The following is a 13,834-nucleotide window of genomic DNA, read 5'->3' as shown; positions in this document are numbered from 1 at the left end:
CCGGACCACCCTTCGATTCCAGTGGCGCCCTCTCCGTTCCCGAGCCCCGAGGTCCGCTCCGTGCTCCGGTCGCTCCCGGGGTTGGTGCTGGCCCTCAGCCTCCAGGCCCTGCCGTTGGGGGGCGCGGGGGCCCTGGCCCAGACCGCAGGCCCTGCAGTGCCCGGATCCCGGGAGGTGGTGCTGGACCGCCGTCAGCGCCACGTGCGCGTGCTGGAGGGCGGCCGTGAGCTGCGCCGCTTTCCCGTGGCCGTGGGGCGGCCCGGCTGGGAGACCCCGGTGGGACGCTTCGCCGTGATCGAGCTGGTGCGGGATCCGGTGTGGGAGCATCCGGCCACGGGGCAGAAGGTGCCGCCGGGTCCCAGCAACCCGCTCGGCAGCCGCTGGATCGGCTTCCACCGCGATTGCCGCGGCCGGCGGGGCTTCAACGGCCGCAACTATCTGGTCGTGGAGGGCTGCGTCAGCGCCGGCTTCCACGGCACGCCGAACCGGGAGAGTGTGGGTCAGGCCGTGTCCCACGGGTGCGTCCGCCTCTTCGATGAGCACGCCCGGGAACTGTTCGAGCTGGTGCGGATCGGCACCCCGGTCACCGTTCTGCCGTAGCAGACACCGCCTTTACAGTTGCGCCCACCTCGGGCCGGACAGCATGCGGGTTTTGTTTGCAGCCGCGGAGTGCGCCCCCCTGATCAAGGTGGGAGGCATGGGTGACGTGGTGGGATCCCTGCCCCCCGCTCTGGCCCAGCTCGGCCACGACGTGCGCATCATGATGCCCGGCTACGGCCGGCTCTGGTCACGGCTGCCCATTCCCTCCGAACCAGTGTGGCGCGGCCACACCATGGGCAACGACTTCGCCGTGTTCGAGACACGTCATCCCACCAACGGGCTGCCCCTCTTCCTGGTGGGTCATCCGGTGTTCGATGCCGAGCGCATCTACGGCGGCGACGACGAGGACTGGCGCTTCACCTTCTTCGCCTCCGCCACGGCGGAGTTCTGCTGGCATCACTGGAAGCCGCAGGTGCTGCACTGCCACGACTGGCACACCGGCATGCTGCCGGTGTGGATGCACCAGGACCCCGAGATCAGCACGGTGTTCACCATCCACAACCTCAAGTACCAGGGGCCCTGGCGCTGGAAGCTCGACCGGATGACCTGGTGCCCCTGGTACATGCAGGGCGATCACACCATGGCGGCGGCCCTGCTCTACGCCGACCGGGTGAATGCCGTGTCGCCCACCTACGCGATGGAGATCCGCACCCCCCAGTACGGCGAACAGCTGGATGGGCTGCTGAATTACATCAGCGGCAAGCTGCGGGGCATCCTGAACGGCATCGACACCGAGGACTGGAACCCCGCCACCGATTCCACCCTGCCGGCCTGCTTCGACGCCGGCGATCTGGCGCCGCGGGCCCGCAACAAGCAGGCCCTGCAGGAACGCTTCGGGCTCACGGTGAGCCCCCGCACCTACCTGATGGGTCTGGTGAGCCGGCTCGTGGACCAGAAGGGAGTGGACCTGCTCCTGCAGGTGGCCGATCGGGTGCTGGCCTACACCGACAGCCAGATCGTGGTGCTGGGCACCGGGGACCGGGCCTTCGAATCCGGGCTCTGGCAGATGGCGGCCCGCCATCCTGGCCGCTTCGCCGTGTTCCTCACCTACGACGACGCCCTCTCCCGCCTGATCTACGGCGGCAGCGACGCCTTCCTGATGCCGAGCCGATTCGAGCCCTGCGGGATCAGCCAGATGCTGGCGATGCGCTACGGCTCCGTGCCGGTGGTGCGGCGCGTGGGCGGCCTGGTGGACACCGTGCCGCCCAACGACCCCCTGGCCGGCACCGGCACGGGTTATGGCTTCGATCGGTTCGAGCCGATCGACTTCTACACCGCGATCGTGCGCTCCTGGGAGGCCTACCGCCACCAGGCCAGCTGGGAGGAGCTGCAGCGGCGCGGCATGGCCGTGGATTTCAGCTGGGCGCGCTCGGCTCTTGCCTATGACGCCATGTACCGCGACGTGTGCGGCGTGAAGGAGCCCACGCCGGCGGCCGATGAGGTGGAGCGCTTCTCCCAGGGTCAGGATGCCGATCCGAGCCGCAAGGGGCTGGCGGGCCTGCTGCGGCGCCGCTGAGTTGCCACAGTGTCGCCACTGAGTTGCCACGGTGTCGCATCTGCCCGCCCCCTATGTGAGTCCCTGGAAGCTGCTGGGGCGGGACCTGCGGGCCGCTGCGGCCAGCACCAGGCTGCGGCTGTGGGAGCTGTGGCGCCGCAATCGCCAGGGGGATCTGCCCCGGCCCTCCTTCTGGCCGCCGCCGCTGGCAGGTCTGTTCTGGCCGCTGGTCCTGGCCCTGGGGCTTGGTCTGGTTCTCGGCCTGGGTGTCTTGGGCGTGCGGTCCTTCGACGGTCAGCGGACCCAGCCTCGGCCCGAGCCGGTGCCGCTGGAGGTCCCTGCCGCCTTGGATCCTGCCGACGCCACGGCGGTGGAGGCCGAACCATCCGAGGGGGCTCCGAAGGCATCGGAGCTGCCCCCTCCATCCCCAGCGGCAGCGCCACGGCCATCCCCAGTGGCAACGCCAACGCCTGGAACCGGCCCAGAGCCTGATCCTGCCCTGACAGACCTGCGGCAGGCGTTCCAGGACGGCGAAGGGGGAACCCTGATCCGGGCCGTCCATCCCATCGCCGCCGCCGCCCGGCTGCGGTTGGTGCTCGACCGGCCGTTCCTGAGCCTCGATGCCCGCCGCCGGCAGCACCTGGCCGATGGCTGGCTGGAGCAGGGCCGACGGCTCGGCTACACAAGCCTCATGCTGGAGAGCGAGGGCCACCATCCCCTCGGCCGGAGTGCCCGGGTGGGTTCAGGCATGATCCTGCTCGCGCCGCTTCCCGCCGATGCCGCTCCGCTTTCACCAGCTGCCGGAGATCCTGGGAACGCCGCTGCTTGATCCGGCCTCACCCTCGCAGGACCCGGTTGCGGCCGTCAGCACCGACAGCCGGCGCCTGAGCGCGGGCGGGGTGTTCCTGGCTCTGGTGGGCGAGCGCTTCGACGGCCATGACTTTCTCGAGCAGGCGATCCAGGCCGGCAGCGCGGCTGTGGTGCTCCAGGGCGACCACCTGCCGCCGGCGAGCCTCCAGAGCCTGATGGCCCTGGCTGGTGAGCGCGGCTGCGGCCTGTGGGCCGTGCCCGACACGGTGCTGGCCTACCAGCAGCTGGCGGCGGGCTGGCGCCGCGGTTTTGCCGGGCCCGTGGTGGCGGTGACGGGGTCCGCCGGCAAGACCACGACCCGGGAGCTGATCCGAGCCGTGCTGGCGCCGCTCGGTTCGGTGGTGGCCTCCAGGGGCAACGAGAACAACGATCTGGGGGTGCCGCTCACGCTGCTGCGCCTCACCGACGCCGACCGGGCCGCCGTGGTGGAGATGGGGATGCGGGGGCTCGGGGAGATCGAGCGGTTGAGCCGCTGTGCCCAGCCGGACGTGGCGGTGATCACCAACATCGGCACGGCCCACATCGGCCGCCTGGGCAGTCGCGAGGCGATCGCCCAGGCCAAGTGCGAGATCACCACCTCCCTCCAACCCCAGGGGGTGGTGGTGATCCCCGCCGGCGACCCCCTGCTCGATGCTGCCCTGGCCGCGGTGTGGCAGGGGGCCGTGCTGCGGATCGCCCTGGCGGGTGATCCCGGCGAGGCCGAGGCGGACTGGGTGGGCCAGGAGGATCCCGCCGCCGGCAGCGTGGTGGTGGACGGCGTGGCGGTGCCGCTGCCGCTGGAGGGCCGTCACCACGCCCGCAACCTGATGCTGGCCCTGGCCGTGGCCCGGCACCTTGGCGTCGGGCCCGAGCGGCTGCAGCAGCTGCACGTGGCCCTGCCGGGCGGCCGCAGCCGCCGCCTTGCGGTGGGTGGGATTCGCCTGCTCGATGAGACGTACAACGCTTCCCCCGAGGCGGTTCTGGCCTCCCTGGAGCTGCTGGCGACCCAGGCCGGCGGCCGCCGCTACGCCGTGCTCGGCACCATGCTCGAACTCGGGGACAAGAGCCTGGCGTTGCACCGCCGGGTGGCCCGCCGGGCGATCGAGCTGGATCTCGATGGGCTGCTGATCGTGGATGGCGGCGCCGAGGGCGAGGCGATGGCAGCCGAGGCTGCCGGGATGTCCCGGCTGGCACTGGTACCCAGCCCCGAGGCGGCGGCCGCGGTGCTGCAGCCGTGGCTTGCTCCCGGCGACACCGTGCTGCTCAAAGCCAGCCGGAGTGTGGCGCTCGAACGCCTCATTCCCCTGCTCCAGCAGGCGATGGCCGACCCGGCCTGAACAGCCACGGCCTCGGCTACGGCGATCGGATCGGAGGCCCTGAAGCGCTCAACCGCTCTGGGGGCCACTCCAGTTCTCCTTCACCAGCTGCCGGGCCCGGCCCAGGGCCAGGGCGCCGGAGGGCACGTTGCGGGTGAGGGTGGAGCCTGCCCCCACGGTCACGTTCTCTCCCAGGCTGATCGGGGCCACCAGCACCGAGTTCGCACCGGTCTTGCTGCCGGCACCGATCACCGTGCGGTGTTTGCGCACGCCGTCGTAGTTGGCGGTGATCGTGCCCGCCCCCACGTTCACCCGCTCGCCGAGGTCGGCATCGCCGATGTAGCTGAGGTGGTTCACCTTCACCCCCGCACCCAGGCTGCTGTTCTTCACTTCCACGAAGTTGCCCACATGGCAGTGCTCGGCGAGCGTCGAGCCGGGCCGCACCTGGGCGAAGGGGCCGAGGGAGCAGCCCGCCCCCACCACGGCCTGGCGCACCACGCTGTACAGCGCCTGGACCCCCTCCTCCAGCCGGGAGTCCTCGATCAGGCAGCCGGGGCCGATGCGGCAGCCGGCGCCGATGCTGGTGGCACCGCGGAAATGGCACTGGGGCTCCACCAGCACATCACGGCCGAAGCGGGTGCCCTCGCTCAGGGTGCAACTGGCCGGATCCACGAAGGTCACCCCTTCGGCCATCCAGTGGCGCCGCAGCCGCTCCTGCAGGGCCGCTTCGCACTGGGCCAGCTGCAGCCGGTCGTTGATGCCGCTGATCTCGGCGGCATCGGCGACCTCCTGGTGCATGGCGGGCTCCAGCATCCCCACCGTGTCGGTGAGGTAGAGCTCGCCCTGGTCGTTGTCGGTGGTGAGGGAGGGCAGCACCGCCGCCAGCTGCGGCCAGTTGAAGCAGTAGATCCCGGCATTGATCAGGGGATTGCGCCGCTGCTCCTCGGTGCAGTCGCGATGTTCCACGATGGCGCTCACGCGACCGTCGTCAGCGGCGAAGACCCGGCCGTAGCCGCTGGGGTCATCGAGCCGGGCCGTGAGCAGCGTCACCGCCGCCCGGGTGCGCTGGTGCTGCTCGAGCAGGGCCTCCAGGGTGGCGGGCCGCAGCAGGGGCACATCGCCGTTGAGCACCAGCAGATCCCCCTCGAAGCCTTCCAGGGGCGCGAGCAGCTGCTGCACGGCATGGCCGGTGCCGTGCTGGGGCTGCTGGAGCACGAATTCCAGGCCGGGCTGCCCCGCCAGGGACGCCTCCACCCGCTCGGCCTGGTGGCCCACGATCAGCAGCTGACGCTGGGGCGCCAGATGGCGGCAGCTGGCCAGCACCCGCTCCACCAGGGTGGAGCCGGCCAGCGGTTGCAGCACCTTCGGCAGCTCACTCTTCATCCGCGTGCCCTTCCCGGCGGCCAACACGGCAACGGCGAGCATGGCGAGGAGCAGCGGCTGGGCGGAATCTACGTGGCCCGCCCGGGTCGACCCGGTCCCCGCTCCGGCAGCCCCCAGCGCCGGCGCCAGGCACTGGTGCTCCCCCGCGCTCCGCTGGCCTGGGCCCGCTGGCGAGCGGCCAGGATCTGCTCCGCCGTCGCCGTGCCGGTGGGATCCCGATAGGGCTCGGCGGCTCTGGTGCCGAGGTGGTCCCGTTCCATGGCAGAGAGCGAACGCAGCGCCGGGGAGGGCAGCAGCGGCGAGGGACTGGCGGCCGTGCCCCCGCTCCAGGTGGCAGCACCGTCATCGGCCACGCGGATGGCGGCCAGCGCCAGACCAGCGGCCTGGAGGCTGCTCCGCACCGCCGCTGCGGAGCAGTAGGTCAGCAGCCGTCCACGGGGGGCCAGCAGCCCGGCCAGACGCTGCAGGAACTCCTGGCTCCACAGTTGCGGGCAGCGCCGGGGCGAGAACGCATCCAGCAGGATGAGGTCCCAGCAGCCATGCCCCGCCACCTCGAGCGTGGGGAGCTGCTGGCGGGCATCGCCCCAGAGCAGCCGGCCCTGCCCGAATCCGGCCGACCATTGGCCTGTCTCCAGAATCTGCCGCAGCAGGCCCAGGGTGGAGGGCTGCCACTGGGCCTGGAATCCCGGTTGCTCCAGCGCCAGGGCCAGGGGCCGCCGATCCAGTTCCAGCCCCAGCCACTGCAGGGTGAGCCCGCGGCCGCTGGCCGCCTCGATCAGGGCCGCGCTGTTGTAGCCCAGCCCCACCCCCACATCCAGCACCCGCAGTTCGCCGCCGGGAGCGAGGCGCTGGAGTTCCGCAGGCCGCACGTAGGTGAGCCGGGCTTCCCGCAGCGCTCCCTCGGCGCTGTGGAAGCCCTCGCCGAAGGCCTCGCTGAAGAGGCTGAAGCTGCCATCGGCTCCGACCCTGGGCCTAAGCGGAGAGGCGCTGGAGGTCATCCCAGAAGCCGGGGTAGGACACCGCCGCGGCCTGATGGCGGTGCAGCAGGCTGTCGCCCCGGGCGATGCGGGCGGCCACGGCCAGGCTCATGGCCACCCGGTGGTCGGTTTCGCTGTCGAGCTCCGCGCCACGCAGCGCCCCGGCCCCCTCCACGGCCATGCCGTCCTCGTACTCCTCGATCCGGGCCCCCATGGCCCCGAGCTGGCGTGCCATCACCGCCAGCCGATCGGTCTCCTTCACCCGCAGTTCCGCCGCATCGTGGATGCGGCTGGTGCCCTCGGCGCAGCAGGCCGCCACGGCCAGCACCGGGATCTCATCCACCAGGCGGGGGATCAGCTCGCCGCCGATGCTGAAGGCCTGCAGCGGGCCATGCTGCACCCGCAGGTCGCCCACGGGCTCTCCGGCCACATCACGGCGATTCAGCACCGTGAGCCTGGCCCCCATCTGCTCCAGCACCTCCAGGATGCCTGTGCGGCTGGGGTTGAGGCCCACGTTCTCCACGGTGAGATCGGCCCCCGGCGTGATCGCTCCGGCCACCAGCCAGAAGGCGGCGGAGCTGATGTCCCCGGGCACCACCACGCTCTGGCCCTGAAGCGGGGCACCCGGTTGCACCGTCACGCAGGTGTTGCCCGGGCCGTCCACCACCAGGGAGGCACCGAAGGCCCGCAGCATGCGCTCACTGTGGTCGCGGCTCTGGGACGGCTCGATCACGGTGGTGGGCCCCTCGGCCGTGAGGGCTGCCAGCAGCAGGGCGCTCTTCACCTGGGCGGAGGCCACCGGGGTCCGCACGGTGGTGCCCCGCAGCGCCTGGCCCAGCACCGCCAGGGGGGCGAAGTTGCCGTCCTTGCGGCCATGAACCACAGCGCCCATGCGGGCCAGCGGCGCCCCCACCCGCCGCATCGGCCGTCCCCGCAGGGAGGCATCGCCACTCAGCACGAAATGGCGCCCGGCCCTGCCCGCCAGCAGGCCGAGCATCAGCCGCATGGTGGTGCCGGAGTTGCCGCAGTCGAGCACGTCACCCGGCTCCTGCAGCCCATCGAGGCCCACGCCCTGCACCCGCACCACCGCGCCCGCGGCGATGGGGGACACCTCCACCCCCATGGCCCGCAGGCAGGCGGCGGTGCTGAGGGGGTCTTCGGCGGGCAGCAACCCCTCGATCCGGGTTTCACCGCAGGCGATCGCGCCGAACAGCAGCGCCCGGTGGGAGATCGACTTGTCGCCAGGTACCTGTACCCGGCCCCGCAGGCTGCCGCCGGCCGGCAGGGGGAGCGGGGCGCTGCTGCTGCTGGGCTGGGCCACGGCGGAGGCTCTGCGGTGCGGGGATCCTATGGAGCGCTCCGCCCTACCCCAGCAGCAGGCCGGCATCGCCGTCGCGGCAGGCCTCGGCGCTGCGCAGATCGAACAGCAGCTCCTCGAGACTCAGCTCCTCCAGGGCCCGGCCCACCGCCCGCTCCAATCGAGCCTCGAGGGCCTGGGTCACCTGCTCGGCCGCGGAGGCCGCCAGCCCCGGATTCCGTTGGTGCTTTGGAGCCTGCAGGGCGGCGATCACCGTGGCCAGGCGGATCTCGGCCGCCGGGCGCGCCAGGCGGTAGCCGCCCAGCCGACCGCGGCGGGCCACCACCACCCCGGCGCGGCGCAGGCGCAGCAGGAGCTGCTCCAGCATGGGCTCCGGTAGCTGCTGGGCCGCCGCGAGCTCAGGGCCACTGCGCCAGCGTTCGGGAACGGTGGCCAGCTCCAGCAGGGCCCTGATCCCATCCGTGGTGCTCTTGGCCAGCATGGCGGGCAGGAGAGGCGGGCGGCTCAGGCCTGGGCCGCACAGCGCGTCAGACGTTCGAGCACGTGCTCCAGGGTGTAGCCGAAAAGAGCGGGATCCGGTGCTTCCAGTCCCACGTCAGCGAGCCCCAGCTCCTCCCAGCGGGCGTCCAGGCGGGCCTCCAGCTCCGCCGGCCGGCTGAGGGGGTCGCCCCAGGGATGGCGCCGCTCGGGGCCCACCTTGGTGGTGGCGTCGATGGCCAGACGGCCGCCCAGCCCGAGCCGCTCGCTGGCGAAGTCGAGGCTGTCGAAGGGGGTGTCGGCCAGCACGAACAGGTCGCGCTGGGGATCCACCAGGGCGCTGATCGCCCAGATCACCTGGCGCGGATCGCGGATGTTGATGCTGCGGTCCACCACCACCACGAACTTCGTATAGGTGAACTGGGGCAGGGCGCTCCAGAAGGCCATCGCCGCGCGCTTGGCCTGACCCGGGTAGGCCTTGTCGATGGCGATCACCGCCAGCTTGTAGCTGAGCCCTTCCATCGGCAGGAAGAAATCCACGATCTCCGGGATCTGGTGGCGCAGGATCGGGGTGTAGATGCGGTTGAGGGCGATCGCGAGCATGGCGTCCTCCTTGGGGGGCCGGCCGCTGAAGGTGGTGAAGTAGATGGGCTCACGGCGCTGGGTGACGCACTGGATGCGCACCAGCGGCGAGGGCTCCACGCCGCCGTAGAAGCCCATGTGGTCGCCGAAGGGCCCGTCGGCCAGCTCCTCGCCCGGGGTGATCGTGCCCTCCAGCACCACTTCGCTGTGGCTGGGCACTTCCAGGTCCACCGTGCGGCACTTGGCCAGCCGCACCCCCTCGCCGGCGTAGATGCCCGCGAACAGCCATTCGCTCAGCTGCACCGGGATCGGCGTGGCGGCTGCCATCACCAGCAGGGGATGCACGCCGATGGCGATGGCGATCTCGAGCGTCTTGCCCAGGGCCGCTGCCTTGCGCAGATGGCGGGCGCCGCCGCGCACGCTCAGCCAGTGCACCGTCATGGTGTTCACCGACTGCTGCTGCAGCCGGTACACCCCCACGTTGGGGGTGCCGGTCTCCGGGTCCTTGGTGATGACCAGCCCCAGGGTGATGATCCGGCCCCCATCCCCAGGCCAGGGGCGGAGCAGCGGCAGGGCATCGAGGTTCACGCGCTCCCCCTTGAACACCTGCTGATGGCAGGGGGGCGTGAGGTCGAGATCGGGCCGGGCCCTGAGCACATCCAGCAGCACCGAACCGAAGCGCACTGCCTCCCTGGCTCCCTTGGGCGGCCGGGGTTGCTGAAGCAGCGCCAGCCGCTCCCCCAGGGCCTCCAGCTGCGCCGGCTCCTCCATGCCCATGCTCCACAGCACCCGCTCCTGGGTGCCGAGCAGGTTGATCGCCACCGGCATGGTGCTGCCGATCACGTTCTCGAACAGCAGGGCCGGACCGCCGCAGCTGAGCACCCGGTCGGCGATCGCCGCCAGCTCCAGGTCGGGGTCCACCGATGCCTGGATCCGCCGCAGCTGGCCCCGGCTCTCCAGCAGCTCCAGGAAGCCGCGCAGATCGCGGCGGAGGCGACGGCGGGTCACGGGAACGGCCTCGGTGGCGGTCATGGACGCGGGGCAGGGAGCGGGGAGGAGGCGGGGCTGGTGCCGTGGCGAGGTCTGCGGCCCCTGGGCCGGAGCCGGATCCCCCGGTTGAAGCGCACTGTGCCGCAGCCAGGCGGTCCGCTGCGTTGCGGCCACGGGTTCCAGCGGCTGCGATCCGGCCAGAGCAGGGAGATTCCTACTGTGAGGCCCAACCTTCGGCGTCCGTCGTGCAGATCTCCTACTTCCACACCTCCGAGTGCGTGCCTCCCGTGGGGCCCGTGGCGGAGGGTGGGCCGGACGCTGCCGTCGTGATCGATGTGCTGCGGGCCACCACCACCATCGCCTGGGCGCTGCAGAACGGGGCGGAGGCGATCGAGGCCTTCGCCGACCTGGCCGCGCTGAATGCCGCCGCCGCCGCCTGGCCCCCCGAGCGCACCCTGCGGGCCGGCGAGCGGGGCGGCCAGCGTGTGGAGGGCTACGACCTGGGCAACTCCCCCCTGGCGGTGACCCCCGAGCTGGTGCAGGGCAAGCGCATCTTCATGAGCACCACCAACGGCACCCGATCGCTCCAGGCCGTGCGTCCGGTGCCCCTTCTGCTCACGGCCTGCCTGCCGAACCGCACGGCCGTGGCGCGGCGCCTGGTGGAGTCCGGCGTGGAGCGGGTGTGGATCGTGGGCAGCGGCTGGGAAGGCGACTACTCCCTCGAAGACAGCCTGGCGGCCGGTGCCGTGGCGTCGGCCGCCACGGAGCTCGCGGTGGCTCCCCACCAGGGCGTGACCTTCGGCAACGACGAGATGCTCGCGGCCCTGGCCCTCTGGCAGCAGTGGCACACCGACACCGAGACCTGCCTCCGCGCCGCCAGCCACGGCCAGCGGCTCAGCGGCCTCGGCAACCATGACGGCGACTTCGCCTGCTGCAGCGCCGTGGACAGCCTCGGCATCGTGCCGATCCAGGACACGCCGGGAGTGTTGCGGGCCAGTTGAGCCCCCTGCCGGTCTGGAGGGATCGCCCTTGGCAGCACCCCTACAGTGCGGCGGTTCGTTTTTGTCACCAGGTGAGCAGTTTTCTGGCGGCAGCGGTGCAGCTCACCAGCACGCCGGATCCGGATGCCAATTTCGCCGCCGCCGAGGAGCAGATCGAGCTGGCGTCCCGCCGCGGCGCCGAGCTGGTGGGACTGCCCGAGAACTTCGCTTTCATGGGGGAGGACGAGCTGCGTCTGGAGCTGGCCCCTGCCCTGGCGAAACGCTGCAGCACGTTCCTGGTGACGATGGCGCGCCGCTACCAGGTGACGCTGCTCGGCGGCGGCTTTCCGGTGCCCTCGGGCGAGGGGCAGACCCTCAACCGGGCCGAGCTGGTGAGCACCGAGGGACAGCTGCTGGCCCGCTACGACAAGATCCACCTCTTCGATGTGGACCTCCCCGACGGCAACACCTACCGGGAGTCGGCCACGGTGCGGCCCGGTGAGGTGCTGCCGCCGGTGGTGGAGGTGCCCGGCCTGGGCCGCATCGGACTGTCCATCTGTTACGACGTCCGCTTCCCTGAGCTCTACCGCCACCTGGCCGCCGCCGGTGCCGATGTGCTCATGGTGCCTGCGGCCTTCACCGCCTTCACCGGCAAGGACCACTGGCAGGTGCTGCTGCAGGCCCGGGCGATCGAGAACACGGCCTATGTGGTGGCCCCGGCCCAGACGGGCCATCACTACGGGCGCCGCCAGAGCCACGGCCATGCCCTCGTGATCGATCCCTGGGGCACGGTGCTGGCTGATGCCGGCGATGCCCCGGGGCTGGCGGTCGCCCCGATCGACCCCCGCCATGGCGAACGGGTGCGGGCCCAGATGCCGAGCCTGCAGCACCGCCGGCCGGCCCTGTTCTGAGCCCCGTTCCAAGCCAACGTCACCCCGGCCGCCCATGACCCGCAGGCATCCCTGGAACGTGATACGCGGCCTGCTGGTGCTGGCCCTGCTGCTGGCCGACCTGCCGGCCTGGGCCTCGAGCCTGGCGGCCTGGCGCCTCACCCGAGAGGGGGCGCTGGAGCTGCGCACCAGCCCCAACGTGCGGCCGGAGGCGTTCTTCGAGGACGGCTCCCGGCTTCAGGGACCGCGGGTTTGGGTCGATCTCCCCGGCGCACCCTCCCGCACCCGCTCCATCCGGGGCAGCGGCGAGGTGCGGGAGGTGCGGATCGGCAAGCCCACGCCTACCACCACTCGCATCGTGGTGGAGTTCAGGCCCGGCACCGACCTCGATCCCGCCGACCTGCGCCTGGTGGGCACCTCCCCCGACCGCTGGAAGCTGGAGTTCAAGGGGCTGAAGCGGGTGGTGGTGTTGGGCCTCGGGGAGGGGGACCTCGACGGCACGGCGGTGGTCTCCGTCCCCCCTGCCAGCTTCCCCACCGCCAGCACCCCGCTCTCGGCCGACGGCCTGCCTGTGGTGCCGCGGGGACGGTTCAGGGTGGTGATCGACCCAGGCCACGGAGGGCCTGACCCCGGCGCCGTGGGCATCCGCGGCCTGCGCGAGACCGACGTGGTGCTGGATGTGTCGCTGCAGGTGGCGCGGCTGCTGCAGGCCCGCGGCGTCAATGTGGTGATGACCCGCACGTCCGAGGTGGACGTGGACCTGCCACCCCGGGTGGCCCTGGCCAACCGCGTCGGCGCCGACGTGTTCGTGAGCGTGCACGCCAACGCCCTGAGCATGGCCCGCCCCGATGTGAACGGAATCGAAACCTTCTACTTCTCCAGTGGCTTGTCCCGCCGCCTGGCCGGCTCCCTCCAGGGCCAGATGCTGGCGGTGTCGCCGGGCTCGCCCAATCGGGGCGTGAAACAGGGCCGCTTCTTCGTGATCCGCCGCACGGTGATGCCCTCCGCCCTGGTGGAGATGGGCTTCGTCACCGGCGCCCTCGACGCGCCGCGGCTGGCCGATCCCGCCCATCGCCGCCGCCTCGCCCTGGCCCTGGCCACTGGCATCCTCCAGTACCTGGGGGGGCGTTGATGACCCTGCTTCTGGGCCTGTTCGACAGCGGTCTGGGCGGGCTCACCGTGCTGCGCAAGGTGAACCAGCTCTATCCCCACTCCCCCTGCCTCTACCTGGGCGACACGGCCCGCGTTCCCTACGGCACCCGCAGCCCCGATGAGATCCGCGCCATCGCGGCGGAGGTGGTGCGATGGCTCCGCTGGCAGGGGGTGGGTGTGCTGCTGATGGCCTGCAACACCTCCAACGCGCTGGCCCTGGACGTGGCGGTGGCCGAAGCGGGCGTGCCCGTGCTCGGTCTGATCGACAGCGTGGCCAGCGTGATCAGCAGCGACCGGGTGGGCGTGCTGGCCACGCCCGCCACGGCCCGGAGCGGCGCCTACCGCCGGGCGATCCATGCCAGCCGACCGGACGCCCTGGTGATCGAGGTGGGTTGCCCGGAGTTCGTGCCCCTGATCGAGGCGGGACACCGCTTCTCCCCTGAACTGCGCCGGGCGGCCCTGGCGTACATCGCCCCGCTGCTGGCAGCGGCGGTGGACACGGTGGTGCTCGGCTGCACCCACTACCCCCTGCTGCGCCCCCTGCTCACCGAACTGCTGCCCGCAGGCGTGGTGCTGGTGGATCCGGCCGAAGCCGCCGCCGAGCGGCTGGGCCCCCTGCTCGGCAGCCTCGGCGAAGCGCCGGAGGTGGAGCGTCAGGGGGAGTCGGTCGTGCCGGCCGTGCAGCGCTCCCGGCTCTGCGTCACCGGCTGTCCGGACAGCTTCGCCACCGGGGCCGAGGACTGGCTGGGCCACCGCCCCAGCGTCGAGCGCGTCGAGCTGCGGTCCACCGCTGGAGCCTTCTAGGATCAAGCCACGACGGAGGTG

Annotated in this window: 13 protein-coding genes; 8 read left to right on the top strand and 5 right to left on the bottom strand. The window is 71.9% G+C overall.

All coding sequences use genetic code 11. The features are described 5' to 3' along the window. Nucleotides 1–60: 60 nt before the first annotated feature. Genes CPCC7001_RS03400 through murF form a run of 4 tightly spaced genes read left to right on the top strand, consistent with a single transcriptional unit; the run spans nt 61 to nt 4,281 of the window. The gene (locus CPCC7001_RS03400; RefSeq protein ID WP_225867162.1) at nt 61–600 is read left to right on the top strand and encodes a L,D-transpeptidase; all 540 of its coding nucleotides are present in this window, start codon (nt 61–63) and stop codon (nt 598–600) included. Between the two features lie 43 nt (nt 601–643). Next, on the top strand, nt 644–2,116 hold the full coding sequence (glgA, locus tag CPCC7001_RS03395) for a glycogen synthase GlgA (protein WP_006911286.1): 1,473 nt from the start codon (nt 644–646) through the stop codon (nt 2,114–2,116). 31 nt (nt 2,117–2,147) lie between these two features. After that, nucleotides 2,148–2,924: a hypothetical protein gene (locus CPCC7001_RS03390; protein WP_050757051.1), complete on the top strand. Its 777-nt coding sequence runs from the start codon at nt 2,148–2,150 to the stop codon at nt 2,922–2,924. Beyond that, complete coding sequence (gene murF / locus CPCC7001_RS03385) at nt 2,872–4,281, top strand: UDP-N-acetylmuramoyl-tripeptide--D-alanyl-D-alanine ligase (protein WP_043368565.1); 1,410 nt, start codon at nt 2,872–2,874, stop codon at nt 4,279–4,281. The genes CPCC7001_RS03390 and murF overlap by 53 nt, the downstream gene beginning before the upstream one ends. A gap of 48 nt (nt 4,282–4,329) precedes the next feature. Here the strand turns inward: murF and glmU are convergent, their stop codons facing one another. Genes glmU through CPCC7001_RS03360 form a run of 5 tightly spaced genes read right to left on the bottom strand, consistent with a single transcriptional unit; the run spans nt 4,330 to nt 10,029 of the window. Beyond that, nucleotides 4,330–5,685: a bifunctional UDP-N-acetylglucosamine diphosphorylase/glucosamine-1-phosphate N-acetyltransferase GlmU gene (glmU, locus tag CPCC7001_RS03380; RefSeq protein ID WP_006911554.1), complete on the bottom strand. Its 1,356-nt coding sequence runs from the start codon at nt 5,683–5,685 to the stop codon at nt 4,330–4,332. A gap of 26 nt (nt 5,686–5,711) precedes the next feature. Further along, nucleotides 5,712–6,641: a tRNA (5-methylaminomethyl-2-thiouridine)(34)-methyltransferase MnmD gene (locus tag CPCC7001_RS03375; RefSeq protein ID WP_006911359.1), complete on the bottom strand. Its 930-nt coding sequence runs from the start codon at nt 6,639–6,641 to the stop codon at nt 5,712–5,714. After that, nucleotides 6,616–7,941, bottom strand: a complete 1,326-nt coding sequence (aroA, locus tag CPCC7001_RS03370) for a 3-phosphoshikimate 1-carboxyvinyltransferase (RefSeq protein WP_006911787.1) — start codon at nt 7,939–7,941, stop codon at nt 6,616–6,618. The genes CPCC7001_RS03375 and aroA overlap by 26 nt, the downstream gene beginning before the upstream one ends. Nucleotides 7,942–7,984: 43 nt before the next feature. Continuing rightward, nucleotides 7,985–8,419, bottom strand: coding sequence for an Rrf2 family transcriptional regulator (locus CPCC7001_RS03365; protein WP_006909956.1), 435 nt, complete (start codon nt 8,417–8,419; stop codon nt 7,985–7,987). A gap of 23 nt (nt 8,420–8,442) precedes the next feature. Continuing rightward, entirely contained in the window at nt 8,443–10,029 is a 1,587-nt protein-coding gene (locus CPCC7001_RS03360; protein ID WP_006909720.1) for a UbiD family decarboxylase, read from the bottom strand. Between the two features lie 203 nt (nt 10,030–10,232). Between CPCC7001_RS03360 and CPCC7001_RS03355 the strand changes: the two genes are divergently transcribed. The 4 genes from CPCC7001_RS03355 to murI all read left to right on the top strand — a co-directional run bounded on the left by CPCC7001_RS03355 (nt 10,233) and on the right by murI (nt 13,813). Beyond that, a complete protein-coding gene (locus CPCC7001_RS03355) occupies nt 10,233–10,988 on the top strand; it encodes a 2-phosphosulfolactate phosphatase family protein (RefSeq protein WP_043368564.1) in 756 nt (251 codons plus the stop codon). Nucleotides 10,989–11,059: 71 nt separating this feature from the next. Continuing rightward, nucleotides 11,060–11,878: a carbon-nitrogen hydrolase family protein gene (locus CPCC7001_RS03350; protein WP_006911267.1), complete on the top strand. Its 819-nt coding sequence runs from the start codon at nt 11,060–11,062 to the stop codon at nt 11,876–11,878. Nucleotides 11,879–11,912: 34 nt separating this feature from the next. Further along, nucleotides 11,913–12,989, top strand: coding sequence for an N-acetylmuramoyl-L-alanine amidase (locus CPCC7001_RS03345; RefSeq protein WP_006910563.1), 1,077 nt, complete (start codon nt 11,913–11,915; stop codon nt 12,987–12,989). Continuing rightward, nucleotides 12,989–13,813: a glutamate racemase gene (gene murI, locus CPCC7001_RS03340; RefSeq protein WP_006910826.1), complete on the top strand. Its 825-nt coding sequence runs from the start codon at nt 12,989–12,991 to the stop codon at nt 13,811–13,813. Before CPCC7001_RS03345 ends, murI begins: the two co-directional genes overlap by 1 nt. Nucleotides 13,814–13,834 lie beyond the last annotated feature (21 nt).

It is taken from the genome of Cyanobium sp. PCC 7001 (assembly GCF_000155635.1).
In the GTDB taxonomy this organism is placed as follows: domain Bacteria; phylum Cyanobacteriota; class Cyanobacteriia; order PCC-6307; family Cyanobiaceae; genus NIES-981.
Note: the sequence above shows the minus strand (reverse complement) of the source record. Positions and strands in the feature narration are given on the sequence as shown.

Excerpts from the sequence above, each read along its gene's own strand:
- glgA (WP_006911286.1), top strand. The coding sequence starts at position 644 with ATGCGGGTTTTGTTTGCAGCCGCGGAGTGCGCCCCCCTGATCAAGGTG.
- murF (WP_043368565.1), top strand. The coding sequence starts at position 2,872 with ATGCCGCTCCGCTTTCACCAGCTGCCGGAGATCCTGGGAACGCCGCTG.
- glmU (WP_006911554.1), bottom strand. The coding sequence starts at position 5,685 with ATGCTCGCCGTTGCCGTGTTGGCCGCCGGGAAGGGCACGCGGATGAAG.
- CPCC7001_RS03375 (WP_006911359.1), bottom strand. The coding sequence starts at position 6,641 with ATGACCTCCAGCGCCTCTCCGCTTAGGCCCAGGGTCGGAGCCGATGGC.
- CPCC7001_RS03365 (WP_006909956.1), bottom strand. The coding sequence starts at position 8,419 with ATGCTGGCCAAGAGCACCACGGATGGGATCAGGGCCCTGCTGGAGCTG.
- CPCC7001_RS03360 (WP_006909720.1), bottom strand. The coding sequence starts at position 10,029 with ATGACCGCCACCGAGGCCGTTCCCGTGACCCGCCGTCGCCTCCGCCGC.
- CPCC7001_RS03345 (WP_006910563.1), top strand. The coding sequence starts at position 11,913 with ATGACCCGCAGGCATCCCTGGAACGTGATACGCGGCCTGCTGGTGCTG.
- murI (WP_006910826.1), top strand. The coding sequence starts at position 12,989 with ATGACCCTGCTTCTGGGCCTGTTCGACAGCGGTCTGGGCGGGCTCACC.